We start from the raw sequence: 21,235 nt of genomic DNA on the forward strand, positions 1-21,235 counted from the left end.
CGGTGTCTGTCCCAGCCTCTACCCGCCGGAGCCGGTTCGCCAACCAAAGTCGATCTTGCTCACAGTGTCCTCGCGCCGGGAATGGGCCCGGGTGGTGGGCGGGCCGGGCGGTTCGCCGTGGTGGCCGGGGGCGCGGCGGCGCGGCCCGGGCGGTGGGTCCGGGCGGCGCGGCGCGGCGCGGTGTTCGCGCTCCGGCGACTGCTTTCCCCGGTACGGGCGTGGCCGGCGCCCGGGCGTTCCGGCGGGAGCGCGCACATCGTGGTGGCGACGGGGCTCTCCAGGGCCGGTTCGTCCGCAGGGGTCTCCTGGGGACGGGCCTCAAGGGTTCTCACGGTGCGGGGCCGTCGCCGGGATTTTCCGGTCGGTGGCCGATTCTGATCGGTGCGGTTGGCGGGCCGGGGCGGGGGGTGCCGGCGCCTGGTCGGTCTCGATCCTGGGTGTGGGTCGTCGGGTGGGCGGGGCTGTGCGGCGGGATGGGAATCCGTGCCGCAGGCCCCGCTCTCGGCTCCTCTCATGGCGTCATTATTGATGAGCGTGCATGAAAGGCAAGGTTTCCGGACGGATGGTAACGAGCCCGAAATCACCTTCTCGGTCCCGTGACGTGCGTCCGCACCCCGCCCCGGCGCGGTCCCGCGGGGCGCGCGCCGCCCGGTCCCGACGGGCCCGCAGGGGTCGGGGTCCAGCCCGGTGAGTCTCGGTCCGGATCGAGGCGCCGAGCTCCTGGCACCGCCCGCGGCGCTGGGCCGGTCTCTCCGGGCCGGTGACCCGAGCCTGGAGGCCGGGACCGGGGCGCGGTACGGCGTCCAGCCGCGGCGGGCAATCGTCGTTAAATGGATGTATCGACCGTTCGCTTGTCGGATGACCATCCATCGCGCGACTCCTGGTTGACGCGGCGGTAACCTGCGGCCGTGACCCACGAGATCCAGATCATCGAGCCGGTCGATCTCTGCCTCCCGGACGGCCGCCTGAACCCGGCCGCCGTCGGCTGGAGCCGCCGGCCGCTGCATCGGGCCAACCTGCGGGGCTGGGGGCGCAACAAGCGCTGGGAGTACTGGGGTGTGGTCACCCCGGCGCACATCCTGGGCATCGTGGTGTCCAGCCTGGACTACGCCGGCGTGCACGGTCTCTACCTGCTGGACCGGGTCAGCGGGAAGGAGCTCGCGGTCGACGCGACGGTTCCGCTGGCCCGGGGGACGATCCTGCCGGACCGGAGCGGATCCGGGCCGGTGCGGGCCTCCGGCGGCGGCCTGCGCATCGAGATCGAGCAGGATGCTCAGGGCACGACGCTGCGCGCCCGGTCCCGCCGCGTGGAGGTGGACCTGACGATGCCGGCCGTGGCGGACCGGGACTCGCTCGGCGTCGTGGTCGCGTGGAGCCGGAAGCGGTTCCAGTACACCGTCAAGGACGTCGGCCGGCCGGTGCACGGGCGCCTGGTCGTGGACGGTGTCGAGCACCTGGTGCCGGAGCGCGGGTCGTACGCGACGCTGGACCACGGGCGGGGCCGGTGGCCGTACTCGGCGAGCTGGACCTGGGCGGCCGGCGCGGACCGGGACCGGGCCATCCAGCTCGGCGGGAAGTGGACCGACGGGACCGGGAACACCGAGAACGCGGTGTTCGAGGCCGGCCGCCTGCACAAGATCGGTGCCGATCTGCGCTGGGAGTACGACCCCTCGGACCGGCTCCGGCCGTGGCGGATCACCGGCCCGGGGGTGGACGTCACGTTCCAGCCGTTCCACGAGCGGGTGGCCCGGACCAGCCTCGGCGTGCTGGCCGGCGAGACGCACCAGTGCTTCGGGCGGTTCTCCGGGTGGGCCGCCGGCGCCGACGGTGACAAGGTGGACCTCGACGGCCTGGTCGGCTGGGCCGAGGAGACGCGCAGCCGCTGGTGACGCCGGTCAGGAAGCCGGCCGGGCCCGGCCGTGGCCGGTGCCGCCGGGCAGCGCGGGCCGCGCCGATCTCACCGGTCCCACGGGGGCGGCACCCGCACGAACGCCATGCCGGCCGCCTCGGCGGCCCGCACACCCAGCTCGGTGTCCTCGAAGACCAGGCACCGCGCCGGGTCGACGCCGAGTTGCCGGGCCGCGCTCAGGTAACCCTCCGGATCCGGTTTCGGCCGGGCGTAGTCCTCGGCGCAGACCAGCACCGGAAACCGGTCGAGCAGGCCGAGCGCGGTCAGCGAGGCGGTCACCGATTCCCGGGTGCTGCCGGACACCACCGCGAACGGCACCCGCCCGAACGCCTCCTCGATGTGCTCCAGCACACCCGGCACCGCCTCGACCGTGGCCAGCCCGGACTGGAACAGCGACTCGCGGTGCTCGTTCACGGTGGCCACCGGCATGGCCAGCCCGTGCCGCTCGTTCAGGTCGACGATGATGTCCGCGGCGGGCCGCCCGCCCCACGCGTAGAACAGGTCCTCCGGGAAGTCGCACGCCCACCCCGCCAGCGCTTGCTGCCAGGCCTGGTAATGCACCGGCATGGAGTCGGTGATGGTGCCGTCGCAGTCGAAGAGGTAGGCCTGGAAGTCGCCGGGCGGCAGGGGTAGCAGCACGCCCGAACGTTACCTGCCGAGCCCCTGACCCGCGACAATGCTGTTATGCAGATCGCTTCGGAGACCGGCGAGTGGCTGTGGATGCGGCCGCTGCGTTACGAGCTCGACGCGGAGCCCGGCGATCCGGCCGAGGACTGGCTGGTGGTGTCGGTCGCGGCGGCCGATCGGCACGGGCACACCTGGCAGGTCGAGGTGCCCTGCCTGACCGTCGCCGAGACGATCGAGCTGGCCGCCTGGCTGGACGGCCGGGGCGACTCCGACGAACTGGGGTTCATGGAGCCGGACGTGGCGTTCCGGCACCTGCCGCCCCCGGAGCCCGGCCAGCTCCTGCTGGAGGTGGCGTTCTCGCGCGAGACGCTGCCGCCCTGGCTGCCCGGCACCGACCGGGGGCGCGTGCACCGGATCCGCCTGGAGGTCACCGAGGAGATGCTGAGCCGCGCCGCAATGGACTGGGCCACCGAGATCGCCGCGTTCCCGCCGCGTGCCGATCTGGCAGATTGGTGAGATGGATTTCCGCCGCACCTTCCGTTCCGCCGCGATCGCGTACGCCGGTCTGGTCGCCGCGATCCCGCCGGAGCGCCTGGACGGTCCCGGCCTCGGCGAGTGGACGCTGCGCGAGCTGCTCGGGCACACGGTGAGCTCGGCGCTGCGCCAGGTGCCGGAGGTGCTCGCGACCCGCGCGCCGCAGGTCGAGGTGGCCACACCGGAGGGCTACTTCGCGTACGCCCGCTCGGCCCCGCCGGAGCTGGTCGCGGCCGCGGCCGCCGCCTCCGCCGCCGACGCCCGGGCCGCCGCCGAGGCGCTCGGGGACCAGCCGGTCGAGGCGGTCAGCGCGGTGATCGGCCGGGCCACCGAGGCGCTGTCCCAGGTCGGCGACGACGACGTGGTGGCCACCCCGGTCGGCGGCATGCGGGTCCGGGCCTGGCTCCCGACGCGCACGTTCGAACTGGTCGTGCACGGTCTGGACGCGGCCGGGGCGGCCGGGTGCGAGTTCGCCGCGCCGGTCGAGACGATCGCCGAGGCGGTCACCCTCGCCACCCGCACCGCGCTGGGGCTGGGCAACGGGGCGCCGCTGCTCCGCGCCCTGACCGGGCGGGAGCCGCTCCCGCCCGGTTTCTCGATGGTCTGAGCGCTCAGAGCACCTCGGCGGCCATCGGCAGCGGATTGCCGAACCGGTGGGCCGTGATGCTCACCGCCTGCTCGCGCAGGAACGGCAGCAGCTCCACCCGGCCCGCCTCGACCACCGGGCCGGACCAGACCGCCAGGTCCGGGCGGCCGCCGGTGGCCGTCGCCAGGCCGGTCGCCGCACCGCCGATCAGGCGGACCCGGCTGACGCCGTCCAGGCCGGCCGCGAACTCCTCGTCGGATTCGACGACCGCGTCCGGGCAGAGCGCCGCGGGCACCTCCCGCGCCGTGGAGACCCGGACCGGGGCGCCGCTGAGGCGGGCCGCGGCGAGGACCCGGACCAGGTCGGCGAGCGGGGCGCCGGCGGACAGCCGGACGGTGACCGGGGTGGGCAGGTACCGCAGCACGTTGCGCTCGACGCCGAGCGCGGAGACGTCCTCCGCCCGGCCGAACGACGCCGCCCACGCGGCCGCGTCACTGCCCGCCGCCCGGGTGACCGAGGCCAGCTGCTCCGCGGTGAGGTGGGCCGCGGCCTCGGCGAGCAGCGACCGTACCGCCGGATTGTCGATGCCGGCCTGGACCGTCGCCTCAGCCGGCGCCCAACCGCTCAGCCCTACCAGGTAGTTCGGGCCGCCGGCCTTGGCGCCGGCGCCGACCGCGGAGCGCTTCCAGCCGCCGAACGGCTGCCGGCGCACGATCGCGCCGGTGATGCCGCGGTTGACGTAGAGGTTGCCGGCCTGGACCCGGTCCAGCCAGGTGCGCACCTCGCCGGCGTCCAGCGAGTGCAGGCCCGAGGTGAGGCCGAAGTCCACCTCGTTGACCAGGTCGATCGCCTCGTCCAGGGTCGAGGCGGTCATGATCCCGAGGATCGGGCCGAAGAACTCGATCCGGTGGTACGCCGATCCACGCCGCACCCCGTCCCGGATCCCCGGGCTCCACAGCTGCCCCGCCGCGTCCAGCCGCTCCGGCTTGAGCAGCCAGCTCTCGCCGGGGCCGAGCGTGGTCAGGCCGTCCAGGAGCTTCCCGGACGCCGGCTCGACCAGCGGGCCGACCTGCGTGCGCATCGCCGAGGGCAGGCCCACCTCCAGCGACGACACCGCGTCCATCAGCTGGGTGCGGAAACGCTGCGACTTCGCGACCGAGCCGACCAGCACGACCAGCGACGCGGCCGAGCACTTCTGGCCGGCGTGGCCGAAAGCGGACGCGACGACGTCCTTGACGGCCAGGTCGAGGTCGGCGCTGGGGGTGACGATGATCGCGTTCTTGCCGCTGGTCTCGGCGAGCAGCGGCAGGTCCGGGCGGAACGACCGGAACAGCTCCGCGGTCTCGTAGGCGCCGGTGAGGATGACCCGGTCGACGAGCGGGTGGGCGATCAGCCGCTCGCCCAGCGTGCCCTCGTCCACCTGCAGCAGCGTGACCAGGCCGGGGTCGGCGCCGGCCGCGGCCAGCGCGTCGCGGACGATGCCGGCCAGCACGGTTCCGCAGCGCTCGGCCGGGGCGGCCGGCTTGATCACCACGGCCGAGCCGGCGGCCAGGGCGGCCAGCATCGAGCCGGCCGGGATCGCCACCGGGAAGTTCCACGGCGGGGTGACCAGGGTGAGCCGGGCCGGGACCGGGGTGGCGCCGTCCGGGATGTCCGCCGCGAGCTCCGCGTAGTAGTGCGCGAAGTCGATCGCCTCGGAGACCTCCGGGTCGGCCTGGTCGACGGTCTTGCCGGCCTCGGCCGCCATCACCTCCAGCAGCACGTCCCGGTTCTTCTCCAGCGCCTCGCCGACCTGGTGCAGGACCGCGCGGCGGTCGGCCGCGCCCCAGCTCGCCGCGGCGGCCTTCTCCAGTGCCGTGTCGAGGACCGCCGCATCGGTGATCTTCTCGAGCCCCAGGCCGAGCCGGGAGGTCTCCACCCGGGCCAGGATCGCCCGGATCCGGTCGCGGTTCGCGGCGACGGCCGGGTCGGTGTCCGCGGTGTTCGCGAAGTATCCGATCTCCGGGGCGCGCACCGCGGCGAATCGGTCGGCCACCCGGTTCGGCTGCGGAACCTCGTCGTCCAGGTCGCGCAGGGAGGCGAGGAAGCGCTGCTGCTCCCGCTCGAACAGCTCGGAGTTCGCGTGCAGCTCGAACACCGCGGACATGAAGTTGTCCGAGCTGGCGCCCTCCTCGAGCCGGCGGATCAGGTACGCGATGGCCACGTCGAACTGCTCCGGCCGCACCACCGGCGTGTACAGCAGCAGCCCGCCGACCTCGCGCCGGACCGCCTCGGCCTGGCCCTCGGCCATTCCGAGCAGCATCTCGAACTCGATGCCGTCGCGTACCCCCCGCCGCCCGGCCAGCGTCCACGCGTACGCCACGTCGAACAGGTTGTGGCCGGCCACGCCGAGCCGCACGTTGTGGATCCGGTCCGGGTGCAACGCGTAGTTCAGCACCCGCTTGTAGTTGGTGTCGGTGGCCTGTTTGCTGTCGCAGGTGGCCAGTGGCCAGCCGTGCAGCGCCGACTCGACCCGCTCCATCGGCAGGTTGGCGCCCTTGACCAGGCGCACCTTGATCCCGGCGCCGCCGCGCTCACGCCGCGACCCGGACCAGACCTGCAGCCGCGTCATCGCGCTCAGCGCGTCCGGCAGGTACGCCTGCAGCACGATGCCGGCTTCCAGGCCGAGCAGCTCGGGCCGGTCCAGCAGCCGGGTGAAGACCGCTATCGTCAGGTCGAGGTCCTTGTACTCCTCCATGTCCAGGTTCACGAACTTGCCGGTGCGGGCGGCCAGCGTGAACAGCGGGAGCAGCTTCTCGGCGATGTCGTCGACCGCCTCGTCGAACGCCCAGGGGTTGTGCGGGGCCACCGTCGACGACACCTTGATCGACACGTAGTCGACGTCCGGGCGGGCCAGCAGGCGCTCGGTGTCCGCCAGTCGCCGGGACGCCTCGCCGCGGCCGAGGACCGCCTCGCCGAGGAGGTTGACGTTGAGGCGTACGCCGCGCTTCTTTATTTTGCGGATGGCGCGACCGAGCCGGGCGTCCGTCGCGTCCACGATGAGGTGGCCGACCATCTGGCGCAGCGCGCGCCGGGCCACCGGGACCACCACCTGAGGCATGATCGGGGCGAGCGCGCCGCCCACCTTGACCGCCGCCCGCAGATGCGCCGGAAGGAAGCCGGGCACGTCCCCGGCCAGGGCTTTCAGTGCGCGGGCGCTGACCCGGTGGTCCTCGGGACGGACCACGCCGTCCACGAAGCCGACAGCGAACGCGAGGCCCTTCGGGTCGCGCAGCAGACCCGCCAGCTGAGCCGCCGAACCGCCGACCTTCACGGCCGAGGCCTCGCGCAGCCAGCGACGAACGAGAGTGATCGTCTCGTCGGCGATCTCAGACATCGGGATGCTCCTTCCGGTATGAGCGCCAGTGTGAATCGGATGATCCGGTAAGGAAAAGCGAAGCTTTATGACGAATATTCTTCAGTTCGGCTAACGTGTCGGGATGCTGGAGATCCGCCGCCTGATCCTGCTCCGCGAGCTGGCCGTCCGCGGCACCCTCGCCGCGGTCGCCGAGGCGCTCAACTTCACCCCGTCCGCGGTCAGCCAGCAGCTCAGCCAGTTGGAGAAGGAGACCGGCACGGTGCTGCTGCGCAAGGCCGGCCGCCGGGTCCGGCTCACCCCGCAGGCCGAGGTCCTGGTCGCCTCGGTCGGCGAGGTGCTGGACACGCTGGAGCGCGCCGAGGCGCGGCTGCAGGCCGCCGCGACAAGGGTGACCGGGACGGTGCGGGTCGCGGTGTTCCAGTCCGCGGCGCTGGCCTTCATGCCGGCGGCGCTGCGGGCCACCGCCGAGAGATTTCCCGACGTACGGGTCGTGATGGTCCAGCGCGAGCCGGAGGAGGCCCTGCGGGAGACCTGGGCCCGTGACTTCGACATGGTCATCGCAGAGCAGTACCCGGCGCACGCCGCTCCGCACCATCCCGGCCTGGATCGGCGCGATCTGACCACCGACGCGATCCGGCTTGCGCTTCCGGCCGAGCCGGAGTCGCTGCGGCCGGTGGACTCGCTGGCGTCGGCCCGGCAGATGCCGTGGGTGATGGAGCCCCGCGGGGCGGCGTCGCGGCACTTCGCCGAGCAGCTGTGCCGGCGGGCCGGGTTCGAGCCGGACGTCCGCTACGAGACGGCGGATCTGCAGGCCCACATCCGGCTGGTGGAGACCGGGAACGCGGTGGCCCTGATCCCGGACCTGGTGTGGGCGGGGCGGTCGACGTCCTGCCGCCTGCTCGATCTGGCCGAGGCCCCGCGCCGGACGATCTTCACCGCGCAGCGGCTCTCCGGGGCGGAGTCACCTGCCGCGCGGGCGTTCCGCCAGATCCTCGGCGAGGTGGCCGCCACGGCCTGACAGCGGTCCCGAGGCGCCGCCGGGTGTCGGCTCGCCGTGGCCGGCCGGCACCGAGCAAGTGCCGGCCGGTGTGTCGCCGGGACTACAGACGGGGCGGGTTCGGGGGCGGGGTGGCCTTGGCCGGGCAGGGCGCCGCCACGTAGTTCGCGTGCGTGCCGTTGGTGAACCGGCACCCGAAGGACTCCGAGGCCACCGCCCGGCGATCCAGCACGGCGTCCCCGGCCGCCCGCTGCCCGGTGCGCACCCACCGGGTCAGGTCGTCGAAGGCCTGCGTCAGCTCCGCCTCGGTGAAGTCGCAGTGCCCCACCCCGCGGATCGCCCGCGACACGAACAGGCCGGCGCGGCCGTTGCGGGCGGCCCGCTGGGCGTACTCCTGCTCCATCGACAATGGCACGAACAGGTCCCCGATGTCGTGCAGGGAGAGCACCGGGACGGAGGGCCGCCCCTCGACGCGCGGGATGCCGGCCAGGCCCGGGTCCGCGGTGGCGGTGTGCCGGACCCGCAGCACCTCGGCGTTGAGGCGCAGCTCGGCGAAGGTGGGCAGGGCGTGGTCGGTGGTCCGGTAGTACGTGTACCGGTTGTCTGTCACGTTCCCGGGCGCGATGCCGCCGGTTCCGCCGGACAGGCCGGGGTAGAGGCCGAACAGGAACGGCAGGTCGTTCAGCGGGGCCAGCGAGGGCGCCGCGTTCCAGTAGGCGAACGCCGAGTCGAAGCCCGGCCGGTCGCCGCCGCTGCGCCGCTCGACCATCGCGGACCAGGTCCGGCCGGCCGGGGTGAGCGCGGGCGCGCTGCCGGCCTCGACGCCGAGCGCGGCGCTGATCCGGCCGGCCTGCGCGCGCCAGCCGGCCTGGTAGTCGCCGGGCGGCGTGAGCGGGAAGTCGATCTTCTCGTCGGCGAGGGCGGCCGCGGTGACGTTCGCGTCCAGGAAGTAGTCGTACAGCTCGGTGTCGCCGAGCACCCCGCAGTACGGCATCGCCGCGTCGAACGCCCGCGGGAACCGCTCGATGGCCGCGGCGGTGACATGCCCGCCCATCGACGCGCCGGTCATGATCACCGAGCTGGCGCGGCGGCCGGTCAGCTGCCGGAAGATGTCGATCAGCGCGTACGAGTCGCGGACCCCCTGCCCGACGTCGTAGCCGTTGGTCGCGTAGCTGGAGGCGGCCCACGCGTACCCGGTCCGGATGTAGTGCGCGCGCAGCGCGGGATTGTCGGCGTAGACGACGTTGCCGGTGCCCCGGTAGCCGTGCGCGTAGACGACCAGCTTGCCGTTCCACTTCTGCGGCACCTCGACCCGGAAGGCGGCGCCGTCCCGGATTCCGGTGTGGACGCGCGCGCCGGCCAGCGGGGTGAACGCCGCGCCGGAGACGTCGCAGGCCGGGTCGAGGACCAGATAGCCGGGGCGGGTGGTGCTGGGCGCGGGCGCGCCGCACGTGACCGGGGCCGCGGAGGCCGGCGCGCCGGGAGCGGTGACCAGGGCCAGGGCTGTGGCGAGCACGGCGAGGCACTTCCGGCGCATGGTCATGTATTACCTCCCGGACACATCCAATGGCTGCGCATCGACGTTTGTCAAGGACAACGCGGCTTTCCGGACAGTGCCGGCGCGCGTGATCTCGCTGGTCGCGCTGCTCTGGCTGCGCGCGGTTCGCCGCCGGGCCGACCTCGGACAGCGCGCGCTGTGGCGGATTCCGATCGTGCACTGAAAATGGGCGGGCTGCGCGAACGGCCGGGCCGGGCTACTGTCCGTAGCGGACTTGCGAGGTGGGCGCATGAACGAGCAAACCGAGAAGGACCCGGAGCCGGGCATCACGTACGGCTTCGGCCGCCACCGCGGCCTGCTGGTGGACCGCAACGGCATCGAGGAGATCGTGTACGGTCGGGTCCTGCTCTACCTGGAGAAACCCGACACCGACCTGATCCGGGTGCTGGCCCCGCGACTGTCCGGGGTGATCGTCGAGGAGCCGGTCACGCCGTACGCGCCGGAGGCCCGCTCGCTCTGGTCGCTGCCGGTGCCGGTGCTGACCGGCGTCCGGGTGGACGACAGCTGGCTGGGCCACGAGGTGGTCGTCGACTTCGACGCGGCGACCACCGCGCCACCGCCGCCGGCCTCGGCCGGGATGCGGCTGCACGCGGAGGTCTCCACCCTGGCCGAGGCTCAGGAGGCCGGGCACCTGGCCGACGGCTGGGCGCCGCTGCGCGCCGAGGACCTGCGCGCGCTGTCCGCCGCCGAGCGGGCCGAGCTGTGGGACTACTTCGCCGAGTCGGGCCGGCCGCTGCCCGCGATCCGCTACTTCGACGAGCCGGCCGGCGGTCCGCCCGCGGCCGGCTTCGGCCGCCGCGGCGTCCGCGTCCTGCTTCCCGAGGCGATCGATTCCTTCCGTACGCTCATCGCCGAGTCCCCGGCCGACGACCCCGTGGTGGTCCTGCCGATGGTCTCGGTCCCCGAGGAGATCGCGGCGTTCACCGCCGCCGCGGGCTCGCACTGGCGGATCGGCCTGGACATCGCCACCCCGGCCGCCGCGCTGAGCGTCGCCGATCTGGCCGAACGCTGCCACCTGCTGCACGTCAGCACCGGGGATCTGGCCCAGCACATCCTGGTCTGGGACCGCACCGTGCGCAACGACGCGCTGCTGCCGCCGGACCGCCTGCCGTTCGTGGTCACCCAGCTGGTCGAGTGGTCCGCGTCGGTGGCGGCGGCCCGGTCGATCCCGTGCCAGGTGGCGCTGGATCTACGGCCCAGTCCGCAGTTGCAGGAGCAGTTGACGGGCATCGGCATCCGGGACGTCGCCTGCCCGGCCCCGCTGGTCCGGCACTGGCGACACCTGCTCGACGACGGCTCCACCTGGCGCTGAGCGCCCCGCCTCGGCGGCACACCTCCGGCGGCCAGCCCGCTGCCGCCGGGGTGTCCCCACCCGCTCGACACACCCCTCGTGCCCAGCCGGCCTGCGCGGTCCGGCCACCCCCGGCGGCGGTCGGCGGCGCCCCGCGCGGCTGAACGCTCACGTCCAGGTGGTTTCCGCCGCCGCGCCGCGATCGGCCGGTCTCGGAGGCAACCGAGGACGCGTACGGTGGAACTGTCTCCCCGGAATGCACGCCCCGCAACGGCCGAGCAGAAAGGGACGGACGTGACCACCTGGACCACAACGGAACGGATCGAACTGGGCGAGGTGCGCCTCGAGGGCGATCTCACTCTCGCCGAGCACGCGACGGGCGTGGTCCTCTTCGCGCACGGCAGCGGCAGCTCGCGGCACAGCCCACGCAATCAGGCCGTGGCCCGCGAGCTCAATCGTCGCGGGTTCGCCACGCTGCTGGCCGATCTGCTCGCGCCGGAGGAGGACACCCGGGACCGGCGGTTCGACATCGGACTGCTCGCCGACCGCCTGGTCGGACTGATCGACTGGCTGCGCGTCCACCCGGCCACCGCGGGGCTGCCGCTCGGGCTCTTCGGGGCCAGCACGGGCGGGGCCGCGGCGCTGGTCGCGGCGGCGGCCCGGCCCGGCGGCGTACGCACGGTGGTGTCCCGCGGCGGACGCCCGGACCTGGCCGGGCCGGCGCTGATCGACGTGCAGGTGCCGACGCTGCTGATCGTGGGCGAGCGGGACGAGGCGGTGCTCGAGCTCAACGAGGAGGCCCGCAACACCATGCGGGTGCACGCCGAGTTGCGGATCATCCCGGCCGCGGCGCACCTGTTCGAGGAGCCGGGGGCCCTGGAGGCGGTGGCCGAGCAGGCGGGGGAGTGGTTCGAGGCGTTCCTGACCCCGGTGCCGGACAAGCGCCACCCGGGTCTGGATCACGCCGCCGCCGCGCGACGCCGGGGATGACTGTCCATGATGTTCAGGGACAGGAGGGAGGCCGGGCGTCTGCTCGCCGAGCGGGTCGCCGCGACAGCGCCCGACGCGGTCCTGGTCCTGGCGCTGCCCCGGGGCGGCCTGCCGGTCGCGGCGCCGATCGCCGACCGGCTCGGCGCCGCCCTGGACATCGTGGTGGCCCGCAAACTCGGCGCCCCCGGCCATCCCGAGTTCGGCGTCGGCGCCATCGCCGAGGACGGCCCGCCCGTGTACGACCAGGACAATCTCCGCTACGCCAGAACCACCGAACGGAGCATGGCGGGCACTCTGGCAGCCGAGCGCGCCGAGCTGCGCCGGCGCATCCGCCGGTACCGGGGTGACCGCCCCGCCCCACCGGTCACCGGCCGGGTCGTCGTCCTCGTCGACGACGGCCTGGCCACCGGGGTGACCGCGCACGCCGCGCTGCGCTGGATCCGTGGCCGGGGTCCGGCCCGGCTGCTGCTGGCCGTGCCGGTCTGCTCGCCGCAGGCCCGCGACCTGCTGGCGCCGGAGACCGACGGGATCGTCTACCTGAGCGCGCCGGCCGATTTCCTGGCGGTCGGCCGTTGGTACGAGGACTTCGGGCAACTGACCGACGCCGACGTCGACGAGGTGATGCGCGGCTACACGCACGCCTGATCTTGTGATCTCGCCAGGAATTCATCTACCGTTGAGTTCAACACTTGATGAGTTCCTGGGGAGGAACCATGGACACCGCGATCGAGGTCTCCGGCCTCGTCGTCAGACGTGGGAAGAGGACCGTCCTCGACCACTTCGACTGCGCCGTCGCACGCGGCAGTGTCACCGGCCTGCTCGGCCCGAGCGGCAGCGGCAAGACCACCCTGATGCGCGCCGTCGTCGGCGTGCAGGTCGTCGCGGCCGGCACGGTCACCGTGCTCGGCAGCCCGGCCGGCTCGCCGGCGCTGCGCGGCAGGATCGGCTATCTCACCCAGGCCCCGAGCGTCTACGCCGACCTCACCGTCCGGGAGAACGCGCGGTACTTCGCCGCGCTGCACCGCCTGGGCGCAAGGGCCGCCGACGAGGCGGTGGAGACCGTCGGCCTGACCGGCGCGGCCGGCCAGCTCGTCGCCGGCCTCTCCGGCGGGCAGCGCAGCCGTGCCTCGCTGGCCTGCGCGATCGTCAGCCGGCCCGAGGTGCTGGTGCTCGACGAGCCGACCGTCGGGCAGGATCCGGTGCTGCGCGACGAGCTGTGGGCGCACTTCCGCCGGATGGCCGCCGACGGTGCCACCGTGCTGGTCTCCAGCCACGTGATGGACGAGGCGAACCGCTGCGACCGGCTGCTGCTGATCCGCGAGGGCGTGCTGATCGCCGACGACACCCCGGCCGCGGTCAAGCACGCCGCCGGCTCCGACGACCTCGATCAGGCGTTCCTCAACCTGATCCGCGCGCACGAGAAGGTGACGACGTGATCCTGGCCAGCACCGTCCGGCGGATCCTCACCCAGCTGCGGCACGACCCGCGCACGATCGCGCTGATCGTGGTGGTGCCGACGCTGCTGATCACGCTGATCTACTTCATGTACGACGGCCAGCCCCGGGTCTTCGACCGCGTCGCGCTGACCATGCTCGGGATCTTCCCGTTCATCGTGATGTTCCTGATCACCTCGATCGCGATGCTCCGCGAGCGCACCACCGGCACGCTGGAGCGGCTGTTCACCACCCCGATCGGCAAGCTGGACCTGCTGTTCGGGTACGGCATCGCCTTCGGCCTGGCCGCCACGGTGCAGGCCACGGTCGCGGCCGGTTTCGCCTACTGGGCGCTCGGCATGCACGCGGCCGGCGGGCTCGGCCTGGTCGTGCTGATCGCGGTGGCCAACGCCGTGCTCGGGGTCGCGCTCGGGCTGCTGTGCAGCGCGTTCGCCCGCACCGAGTTCCAGGCGGTGCAGTTCATGCCGCTGATCGTGGCGCCGCAGCTGCTGCTCTGCGGGCTGTTCGTGCCGCGCGAGCGGATGGTCGGGTGGCTGCACGGGATCAGTGACGTGCTGCCCATGTCGTACTCCGTGCGGGCCCTCACCGAGGTCGGCACGCACCCGGAACCGACCGGGACGATGTGGCGCGATCTGGGCGTCGTGCTGGCCGTGACGGTGCTGGCGCTCGGGGTGGGTGCCGCGACACTGCGGCGGAGGACGGCATGATTCGGTAGGCGGGCGACGGCCGTACCGCGAAATGGGGTTTCTGATGGCACGACGGACCGGGCGGCGGCCCGGCAACCCGGACACCCGCGAGTCGATCCTCGCGTCCGCCCGGGAGACGTTCGCCGAGAAGGGCTACGACGGGGCCTCGATCCGTGCCATCGCCACCGGCGCCGGGGTGGACCCGGCACTGGTGCACCACTATTTCGGCACCAAGGACAAGCTCTTCCTGGCCGCGATGCGGGCCCCGCTGGACCCGGCGGAGCTGATCGACGCGGCCGCCGACGGGGATCGGGCCGAGGTGGGCACCCGGTTCGTCCGGCTCTTCCTGCGGATCTGGGACGGGCCGGGCGGCGCGGCCGGGGTGGCGCTGCTGCGCTCCGCTGTCGGCGCGGAGTGGACCACCACGTTGTTCCGCGAGTTCGTGGTCACCCAGATCCTCCGGCGGGCGGTGCCCAAGCTCGGCCTCGGCGACGAGCAGGGACCGCTGCGGATCACCCTGGCGGCCAGCCAGATGGTCGGCATCGCGATGGCGCGGTACGTCATCAAGGTGGAGCCGCTGGCGTCGGCCCCGTCCGAGGTGATCGTCGCGGCGGTCGGCCCGTCGGTGCAGCGGTACCTGGTGGGCGATCTGCCGGGCGTCTTCGATCAGTCGGAGCCGAGCCGGGTCAGGTAGCCGTCGATCGCGTTGCGGGTGGTGGCCGGCAGGTTGTGGAACTGCACGCCGATCTCGGTCAGCCCGTCGCGCGGGGTCCGGCGCATCACCTTCGCCTCGGCCGACCCGTCCAGCCCGGCCAGCGCGAACTCGGCGCGGATCAGGTCACCGACCGCCACCGGCACGTCAGCGGGCAGCGTGCAGCCCAGCCCGTCCGAGCTGAGGTCGACCATCCGCGCGGTGACCGGTTGCGGCCGGGACGGCAGTCGCAGCTGGATGGTGCCCTCGATCGCGAGCCGGTCGCTGCGCCGCCGCTCCAGCCGCTCGGCCACGTCGGACAGGTCGCCGATCTGCGCCATCGTCGCGTCCACGCTGCGGTGCAGGCGCATCACGATGTCGTGCTGCTGGTCGGCGATCCCGCCGAGCTGGCGCATCGCGTCCTCGATGTCCCCCACGTCGTGGATGATCGCGCTGAGCGTCTGCCCCATCTGCGCCACGTCCGCCTCCAGCGCCGCGATCGTGCGGGTGATCTGCTCGGTGGAGTCGGCGGTGGTGTCGGCCAACCCCTTCACCTCGTCGGCGACCACCGCGAACCCGCTGCCCGCCGCGCCGGCCCGGACCGCCTCGATGGTCGCGTTCAGCGCCAGCAGCCGGGTCTGCGACGCGATCCCGGAGATCACGCTGGCGATCCCGGCGACCTGCCGCAGGCTGGCGTTCAGCGCGGTGGCCGCCTCGTCGGCGCTGTGCGCCCGCCGGACCAGCGCCTCGGCCGCGTCGTTGGTGTGCGTGACCCGCTCGTTGGTGGCCTCGGCGGCCTCGCGCGCCGCGCCGACCTGCACCACGACGTCCTCCAGCTTGCCGCCGATCACCGCGGCGGTGCTGTCGATCGCCTCCTTGGCGCGGCGGCGCAGGGTCTGCTGCTGCTGTTTCTGCTGCAGGGCGGCGGCCTGTGACTGCTCGGCCCGGTCGGTCAGCATCCGTTCCAGCTCGGCGTCGCGTTCCCGCAGCGCGTCGTTGAGTTCCGCGATGACGCGCCGGGCGCCGGCGAGGGTCTCCGGGTCGGCCGGGCGCGTGCCCGCGGCTTCGGCCGTGTCTCTTTCCGCGATCCGGCGGCGCGCCAGCAGGATCGCCCCGGCGGCCAGCACCAGCAGGACGCCGGTCAGGACGAGCCACACCGGCATCACCCCGCCGCGCCAGCGCTGGAACCGGCGTCCAGGACCACGGCCCCTCCCGCCCACGCTGGATGTTCGCAGATGATCTGAAGTTACCCGAGGCCTCCGCGCGTTGTACGGGCTTTGCCCGCGATGGCGGAGCGCGCCGGGCGGCAGCCGCGTATCGCAAGCGTGCGCCGCCGGCAGCCGCACGCCGCGTCCCGGCCCTCACCCGCGGCGACTCGTGGTGCCGCCGCCGGCCGGGGCGGGCGCGTCGGCCTTGCGGGCGGTCACGGCTCCCGGCCGGGTCGGCGCGCGTGGCTCCTGGCGGTCCGTGCCGTTGCGCGACGCGCGGTCCCGGCCGGTGCTCAGGGGTGCGTCACGATCCTCGATGCGCCCCTGAGCACCAGCCGCGCGCCTGCGGCGTGCCGCCCACGCCGGTGGAGCGAGATTCCGTGCGGGAACTCCTCAGATACCGGATCCGCGGCCGATGGTCGGGACCTCACCAAGATCAAGGAGTGACATGAGCATCAGCATCGGCACCTCGGCCCCGTCCTCCGCCCGGCAGACGCACGCCGCCTGGCTGCGGCTGCGCGGCGAGTGCCGGCAGCTCTGGGACCAGGTGCTGGACGCCGCACCCCGGGAGAACCCGGAGAGCCGCGACGTGATCGCCCGCCCGCAGCCCGGCAGCGGCGGCAACACCCTGCTGTGACAGCCGGCCACGCGGCCGGGCGCGCGGCCGGGCGCCGAGTCAGCGGAGGGTGGTCAGGGCCTCGGCCAGCACGTCCTTGGCGTACTGGACGTCCACCTCGAGCATCTGCAGCGGGCCGCCGGTCTCGGTCAGCCGCGCCGCCTCCGGGCCGCCGACGAAGAACGGGGCGAAGCCCAACTCGTGGATGATCCAGCAGGCCGCCTCCCGCGCGTCGCGCTGGTCGGTGCAGACCCACTCGGCGAGCAGCGGGTCGTGGCCGCGGCGGCGGTCCAGCACGTCGGCGGAGATCGTGTTGAAGGCCTTGACCCAGTGGGCGTCCGGGGCCCACTCGATCAGCTGCTCGAATCCGCTCCTCGTGGTGTCGCCGAGCAGCGGGGCCGTGCCGGGCGCTTCCGGCACGCGGACGAAGGCGGGAATATCCAGCGCGGACGGGAAGCCCGGGGAGAAGGAGCCGAGACCACCGGGGCCGGGCGCGCCCGGAACCATGCCCGGGGTCGCCGTGATGCCGGCGTGCAGCGGGTTGGTGGCGTCGATGACGACCTTGCCGGCCATTCCGTCGTGTGCCAGGTCGATCGCCTCGTGGGCGGAGTCGAAGTTGGGGGAGAAGAACAGCATCTCGCCGAATGCCGCGGCCTCCGGGACGGTCATCGCCCGGATGTGCCCGTCGCCGTGCTCGACCAGGTCGGTCAGCCGGTCCGGGTGCCGGGAGGTGACGGCGACGTCGTGACCGCCCTCGGCACACCACGTCGCCAGAGTGCCGCCGAGCTGACCTGCTCCAATGACACCGATACGCATGACCTCAGGGTGCCTGTCCGATCATCCGCCCGAGCGCTGTTTCCGGGAAATCGGCGTAGAGCATCCGCAGCTCCACCGTGACCAGGTCGTCGACCAGGGCCTCCGGGTCGGTGGCGGCGGCGAAGGCCGCGGTGCGCAGGTCGTCGATGAGCTCGGCGAGGACCCGTGGCGCCGGGCCGTCCGGGGCGAGTCCGGCGGCGCGGTCGCGGGCGATCCGGGCGGCCAGCCGGTCGACGTGCGCCTCGCGCAACCCGGCCCGCCATCGCGCGATCGGCGGGCAGCCCGGCGCGGCGGCGAGCGCGCCGGCGATCAGCCTGCCCTGGTCGCGCCAGATCGCGGCGAGGGCGCTGAGCGAGCGCCGCAGCGCCGGCGCGTCCGGTCCGGTGCCGTCCAGCCACGGCCCGGCGTCCCGGCCCAACTCGTCGGCCAGGCCGTGCAGCAGCGCGACCACGACGGCGAGCTTGGAGTCGAAGTAGAAGTAGAAGGTGCTCCGCGAGATCTCCGCGCCGGCGGCCAGTTCGTCGATGGTGATCTCGGCGAGCGGCTTGCGGGCGAGCAGCTCCCGGGCGGTGTCCAGGATCGCCTTCTCGCGCAGGTCTCCCTTGCTGGGTCCGCGGCGGCGGCCGGCGGGGGCAGGGGTCATGACCATCACGGTATCGCGCATAGTCGACACACTGTCGAGTTTCTCGACGTACTGTCGAGTAGCTGTCCTTTCGACCCTAGGAGTCAACCGATGCAGGAGATCCGTCTCGCCAGCCGGCCCAGCGGGTGGCCGACCGCCGACAACTTCGCGCTCGTCGAGCTGCCCACGCCGGCGCCCGGGCCGGGGCAGGTGCTGGTGCGCAATCAGTTCATGTCTGTCGATCCGTACATGCGTGGCCGGATGAACGACGCGGAGTCGTACGTGGCGCCGTTCGAGGTCGGCAAGGCGCTGGACGGCGCGGCGGTCGGCGAGGTGGTGGCGTCGAACGCGGAGAACGTTCCGGTCGGCGCGACCGTGACGCACGGGCTGGGCTGGCGCGACTTCGCGGTACTGGACGCCCGGCACGTGCGGGTGGTGGATCCGGTGGCGGCGCCCACCCTGTCCGCGTATCTGGGGGTGCTCGGCATGACCGGGCTCACCGCGTACGTCGGCCTGCTGGACATCGCGCAGTTCCGCGAGGGCGATGTGGTCTTCGTGTCCGGAGCGGCGGGCGCCGTGGGCAGCGTGGTGGGGCAGATCGCCAAGCTGCGCGGCGCGAAGCGGGTGATCGGCAGCGCCGGTTCGGCGGAGAAGGTCCGGCACCTCGTCGACGATCTGGGTTTCGACGCGGCTTTCAACTACAAGGACGCGGCGGTACGGCATCAGCTCCGTGACACGGCTCCGGACGGCATCGACGTGTACTTCGACAACGTCGGCGGCGATCACCTGGAGGCGGCGATCAAGTCGCTGAACAAGTACGGCCGGGTCGCCCTGTGCGGGGCGATCTCGCAGTACAACGAGACCTCCGCGCCCGCCGCGCCGCGGAATCTGGCGCTGGCCATCGGCAAGGAGCTGAACCTGCGCGGCTTCATCGTCGGGAACCACCGCGACCGGATGCCGGACTTCGTCGCCGAGGTGGGCGCGTGGCTGCGGGCGGGGAAGATCGTCGCGCCGGAGACCGTGGTGGAGGGGCTCGCCAACGCTCCGGAGGCGTTCCTCGGACTGATGCGCGGGGAGAACACCGGCAAGATGGTGATCAAGGTCGCGGGGTAGTTCTCCCCTCCTGCGGCGCACCGTTGCGGCCCCGGCGGCTTGCCGGGGCTTTCCCTGAACGATGCTCAGAGTTGACCTTTCGGATACGGACCGTCCGGCTACCGGTACTCATCCGTACGGACGACGTCACTCACGGAAAGCAGACACTAACGTTCCCGTGTGGCAAATCGGTTCCAACTTTGGGGACAAGCGGGCTGGGCAAGCGCCGAGGTTGTCGGCGAGACGCACTACGCCAAGTCGATACGTGCGCTCTTCGGCACCGACTTCAACCCCCAGGGAACCGACATAACCGTCCCGGTCCAGCTGATACCCGATCGCAGCAACCGCCACGACCGCAACGCCGTCGGCGTCTGGTCGGACAACGCCCTGCTCGGCCACCTGCCGCGCCCGGAAGCCGCGCGATATGTCGGGGTCCTCACCGCGCTCACCAAGCGCAACCTGATCCCCGAGGTCAACGCGCAGATCCACGGCCGCGAGTGGGGGGAGTACGACGGCCGCCCGCCCGCGTTCGTCGGCACCATCCGCCTCGACCTGGCCGAGCCGCACATGCTGGTGCCGGCCAACGAGCCGCCGCTGCACGAGCACCGGCTGCTGCCCACCGGTTCCGCGCTGCAGGTCAACGGCCAGGAGCAGCACCTCGACGCGCTGGCCCCGTTCCAGCGCCCGGAGGGCGAGTGCTGGGCGTACGTGACCCTGCACGAGATGGCCGACCACCTGGTGGAGGTGCGCCTCGGTGACGCCCGGGTCGGTGACCTGAGCCCGAAGATGAGCTTCGAGCTCACCCCGGTCCTGCGGTACCAGGCCGAGCGCGGCCTCGTGGTGGCCGCCCGCGCCGTGGTCAAGAGCAACGCGATCAAGACCGAGGTGCTGCTGTACGTGGCCCGGGTGCAGGACCTCCCGGAAGCCTGGACCGGTCCGGCGGTCCGCAGCGCCGCGAGCGGCCGGGCCGCCCCGGTGTCGCCGCCGCCCGCGACCACGCCGGTGGCGGCCACTCCGCTGTCGCCCGCTGTCACCGGCCCGGACCTGCCGGCCCCCGGGACGTCTGCGGTGCCCAGCTGGATGTCTTCCGGGGAAACCGTGCCCAGCTGGGCCTCCACGCCCAGCGACGCGCAGCCCACCTGGATGGACCGCAGCGAGCTGGTGCCGACCTGGGTGCAGCCGAGCGGGCCGGTGCCCAGCTGGGCCGCCTCGGTCAGCGGGCCGGTGCCGACCATCGCGGGGAAGCCGCAGGCGGAGGATCCGGTGGTGCCCGGAGTGCCGGCCAACCCGATCCCCGGAGTGCCCACCGCGCCGCTTCCCGGCAGCCGGCTTCCCGGCGGTTCGTTCTCCGACGGCCAGTTTCCCGGCGGCTCGTTCTCCGACGGCCAGTTTCCCGGCGGCTCGCTGTCCGAGGGCCAGTTCTCCGGCGGCTCGTTCTCCAGCGGCCCGACCGGGCCGGTCAGCGGGATGCCGAGCAGCCCGGCGCCCGCGGTGGGCACGGCGTCCGGCCAGTTCGGCGTCGTCGGCGGTGGCTCCGGCCTGGACGCTCCGCCCAGTGCCGGATCGCCGCCGGCGGGCCTGTTCGGTGGGACCGGCGAGATCGCCGAGACCACTGTCATCCCGGCGCTCTCCGCCGTGGTGCTGAACAAGCACGCCGCGACCGGGACCGCTCCGGTCTCGCCCGCCCCGGAGCAGAACCGGCACGCTCCGATCCCGCCGGCGCCGACCGGGATCAAGTTCGTGGTCCCGCCGGGTTGGCCGACCCCGCCAGACGGGTGGTATCCGCCGGAGGGCTGGCGCCCGGACGCGAGCTGGCCGCAGGCTCCCGCTGGTTGGCAGTGGTGGGTCCCGACCTGGGACTGACCGGCTCGGCGCAAGACGGCTCGGCGCAAGACGGCCCCGCGCCGGCTCGGCGCAAGACGGCCCCGCGCCGGCTCGGCGCAAGACGGCTCGGCGCAAGACGGCTCGGCGCCCGCTCGGCGCAAGACGGCTCGGCGCCCGCTCGGCGCAAGGCTGCCCGGCTCCGCGCAAGGCGGCCCGGCCGGTGAAGCCCCTCTCGAATCGCGGCCGCCTCCGCCCGGGGGACGGCCGCTTGGTGTTCCCGCGATCCGGAGCGGCGGCTTCGTCGGCTGCCCGGCGCGGAGGCGCCATCCGGAGCGGGCCGCGCTCGCGCCTCTCGTGTGACTGGTGTGGCTGGTGA

20 protein-coding genes are annotated in these 21,235 nt (G+C 73.4%); 14 read left to right on the forward strand and 6 right to left on the reverse strand.

Annotated features, from left to right (window positions below):
- Window positions 1–908 precede the first annotated feature (908 nt).
- Complete coding sequence (locus tag Asi03nite_RS07735) at window positions 909–1,889, forward strand: DUF2804 domain-containing protein (RefSeq protein ID WP_203677736.1); 981 nt, start codon at window positions 909–911, stop codon at window positions 1,887–1,889.
- Between the two features lie 68 nt (window positions 1,890–1,957).
- On the opposite strand, the gene Asi03nite_RS07740 is transcribed toward Asi03nite_RS07735, so the two are convergent.
- Window positions 1,958–2,548 carry an HAD family hydrolase gene (locus Asi03nite_RS07740; RefSeq protein WP_203677737.1) on the reverse strand — a complete coding sequence of 197 codons (591 nt, stop codon included), beginning with the start codon at window positions 2,546–2,548 and terminating at the stop codon, window positions 1,958–1,960.
- Between the two features lie 45 nt (window positions 2,549–2,593).
- Between Asi03nite_RS07740 and Asi03nite_RS07745 the strand changes: the two genes are divergently transcribed.
- Both Asi03nite_RS07745 and Asi03nite_RS07750 read left to right on the forward strand, forming a co-directional pair.
- Window positions 2,594–3,052, forward strand: a complete 459-nt coding sequence (locus Asi03nite_RS07745; RefSeq protein WP_203677738.1) for a WapI family immunity protein — start codon at window positions 2,594–2,596, stop codon at window positions 3,050–3,052.
- 1 nt (window position 3,053) lies between these two features.
- On the forward strand, window positions 3,054–3,677 hold the full coding sequence (locus tag Asi03nite_RS07750) for a maleylpyruvate isomerase N-terminal domain-containing protein (protein WP_203677739.1): 624 nt from the start codon (window positions 3,054–3,056) through the stop codon (window positions 3,675–3,677).
- 4 nt (window positions 3,678–3,681) lie between these two features.
- Here the strand turns inward: Asi03nite_RS07750 and Asi03nite_RS07755 are convergent, their stop codons facing one another.
- The gene (locus Asi03nite_RS07755; RefSeq protein ID WP_203677740.1) at window positions 3,682–7,032 is read right to left on the reverse strand and encodes a bifunctional proline dehydrogenase/L-glutamate gamma-semialdehyde dehydrogenase; all 3,351 of its coding nucleotides are present in this window, start codon (window positions 7,030–7,032) and stop codon (window positions 3,682–3,684) included.
- Window positions 7,033–7,135: 103 nt separating this feature from the next.
- Between Asi03nite_RS07755 and Asi03nite_RS07760 the strand changes: the two genes are divergently transcribed.
- A complete protein-coding gene (locus tag Asi03nite_RS07760) occupies window positions 7,136–8,032 on the forward strand; it encodes a LysR family transcriptional regulator (protein ID WP_203677741.1) in 897 nt (298 codons plus the stop codon).
- A gap of 82 nt (window positions 8,033–8,114) precedes the next feature.
- On the opposite strand, the gene Asi03nite_RS07765 is transcribed toward Asi03nite_RS07760, so the two are convergent.
- Complete coding sequence (locus Asi03nite_RS07765; protein WP_203677742.1) at window positions 8,115–9,554, reverse strand: alpha/beta hydrolase family protein; 1,440 nt, start codon at window positions 9,552–9,554, stop codon at window positions 8,115–8,117.
- Here Asi03nite_RS07765 and Asi03nite_RS07770 point away from each other — a divergent pair.
- The 7 genes from Asi03nite_RS07770 (at window position 9,547) to Asi03nite_RS07800 (ending at window position 14,684) form a co-directional block, all read left to right on the forward strand.
- A complete protein-coding gene (locus Asi03nite_RS07770; protein WP_203677743.1) occupies window positions 9,547–9,732 on the forward strand; it encodes a hypothetical protein in 186 nt (61 codons plus the stop codon). The two genes, Asi03nite_RS07765 and Asi03nite_RS07770, sit on opposite strands and share 8 nt — an antisense overlap.
- Before the next feature lie 66 nt (window positions 9,733–9,798).
- The gene (locus Asi03nite_RS07775) at window positions 9,799–10,881 is read left to right on the forward strand and encodes a putative PEP-binding protein (RefSeq protein ID WP_203677744.1); all 1,083 of its coding nucleotides are present in this window, start codon (window positions 9,799–9,801) and stop codon (window positions 10,879–10,881) included.
- A 273-nt stretch (window positions 10,882–11,154) separates the two neighbouring features.
- Window positions 11,155–11,850 carry a dienelactone hydrolase family protein gene (locus Asi03nite_RS07780; protein ID WP_203677745.1) on the forward strand — a complete coding sequence of 232 codons (696 nt, stop codon included), beginning with the start codon at window positions 11,155–11,157 and terminating at the stop codon, window positions 11,848–11,850.
- A 6-nt stretch (window positions 11,851–11,856) separates the two neighbouring features.
- The gene (locus tag Asi03nite_RS07785; RefSeq protein ID WP_203677746.1) at window positions 11,857–12,495 is read left to right on the forward strand and encodes a phosphoribosyltransferase; all 639 of its coding nucleotides are present in this window, start codon (window positions 11,857–11,859) and stop codon (window positions 12,493–12,495) included.
- Window positions 12,496–12,563: 68 nt separating this feature from the next.
- A complete protein-coding gene (locus Asi03nite_RS07790) occupies window positions 12,564–13,286 on the forward strand; it encodes an ABC transporter ATP-binding protein (protein ID WP_203677747.1) in 723 nt (240 codons plus the stop codon).
- Complete coding sequence (locus Asi03nite_RS07795) at window positions 13,283–14,011, forward strand: ABC transporter permease (protein ID WP_203677748.1); 729 nt, start codon at window positions 13,283–13,285, stop codon at window positions 14,009–14,011. The genes Asi03nite_RS07790 and Asi03nite_RS07795 overlap by 4 nt, the downstream gene beginning before the upstream one ends.
- A 43-nt stretch (window positions 14,012–14,054) precedes the next feature.
- Complete coding sequence (locus tag Asi03nite_RS07800; protein ID WP_203677749.1) at window positions 14,055–14,684, forward strand: TetR/AcrR family transcriptional regulator; 630 nt, start codon at window positions 14,055–14,057, stop codon at window positions 14,682–14,684.
- Here Asi03nite_RS07800 and Asi03nite_RS07805 read toward each other — a convergent pair.
- Window positions 14,657–15,838 (reverse strand): methyl-accepting chemotaxis protein, encoded by a 1,182-nt coding sequence (locus Asi03nite_RS07805; RefSeq protein ID WP_373872095.1) that lies wholly within the window; start codon window positions 15,836–15,838, stop codon window positions 14,657–14,659. The genes Asi03nite_RS07800 and Asi03nite_RS07805 overlap by 28 nt on opposite strands.
- Window positions 15,839–16,337: 499 nt before the next feature.
- On the opposite strand from Asi03nite_RS07805, the gene Asi03nite_RS07810 reads away from it, so the two are divergent.
- Complete coding sequence (locus Asi03nite_RS07810) at window positions 16,338–16,526, forward strand: hypothetical protein (protein WP_203677751.1); 189 nt, start codon at window positions 16,338–16,340, stop codon at window positions 16,524–16,526.
- A gap of 39 nt (window positions 16,527–16,565) precedes the next feature.
- Here Asi03nite_RS07810 and Asi03nite_RS07815 read toward each other — a convergent pair whose 3' ends face one another.
- Both Asi03nite_RS07815 and Asi03nite_RS07820 read right to left on the reverse strand, forming a co-directional pair.
- Entirely contained in the window at window positions 16,566–17,321 is a 756-nt protein-coding gene (locus Asi03nite_RS07815; protein WP_203677752.1) for an NADPH-dependent F420 reductase, read from the reverse strand.
- A gap of 4 nt (window positions 17,322–17,325) precedes the next feature.
- Complete coding sequence (locus Asi03nite_RS07820; protein ID WP_203677753.1) at window positions 17,326–17,964, reverse strand: TetR/AcrR family transcriptional regulator; 639 nt, start codon at window positions 17,962–17,964, stop codon at window positions 17,326–17,328.
- 90 nt (window positions 17,965–18,054) lie between these two features.
- Here Asi03nite_RS07820 and Asi03nite_RS07825 point away from each other — a divergent pair, with 90 nt between their 5' ends.
- On the forward strand, window positions 18,055–19,056 hold the full coding sequence (locus Asi03nite_RS07825) for an NADP-dependent oxidoreductase (RefSeq protein ID WP_203677754.1): 1,002 nt from the start codon (window positions 18,055–18,057) through the stop codon (window positions 19,054–19,056).
- Window positions 19,057–19,215: 159 nt separating this feature from the next.
- Window positions 19,216–20,898: a hypothetical protein gene (locus Asi03nite_RS07830; protein ID WP_203677755.1), complete on the forward strand. Its 1,683-nt coding sequence runs from the start codon at window positions 19,216–19,218 to the stop codon at window positions 20,896–20,898.
- Window positions 20,899–21,235 lie beyond the last annotated feature (337 nt).

The organism is Actinoplanes siamensis (assembly GCF_016862395.1).
Classification (GTDB): domain Bacteria; phylum Actinomycetota; class Actinomycetes; order Mycobacteriales; family Micromonosporaceae; genus Actinoplanes; species Actinoplanes siamensis.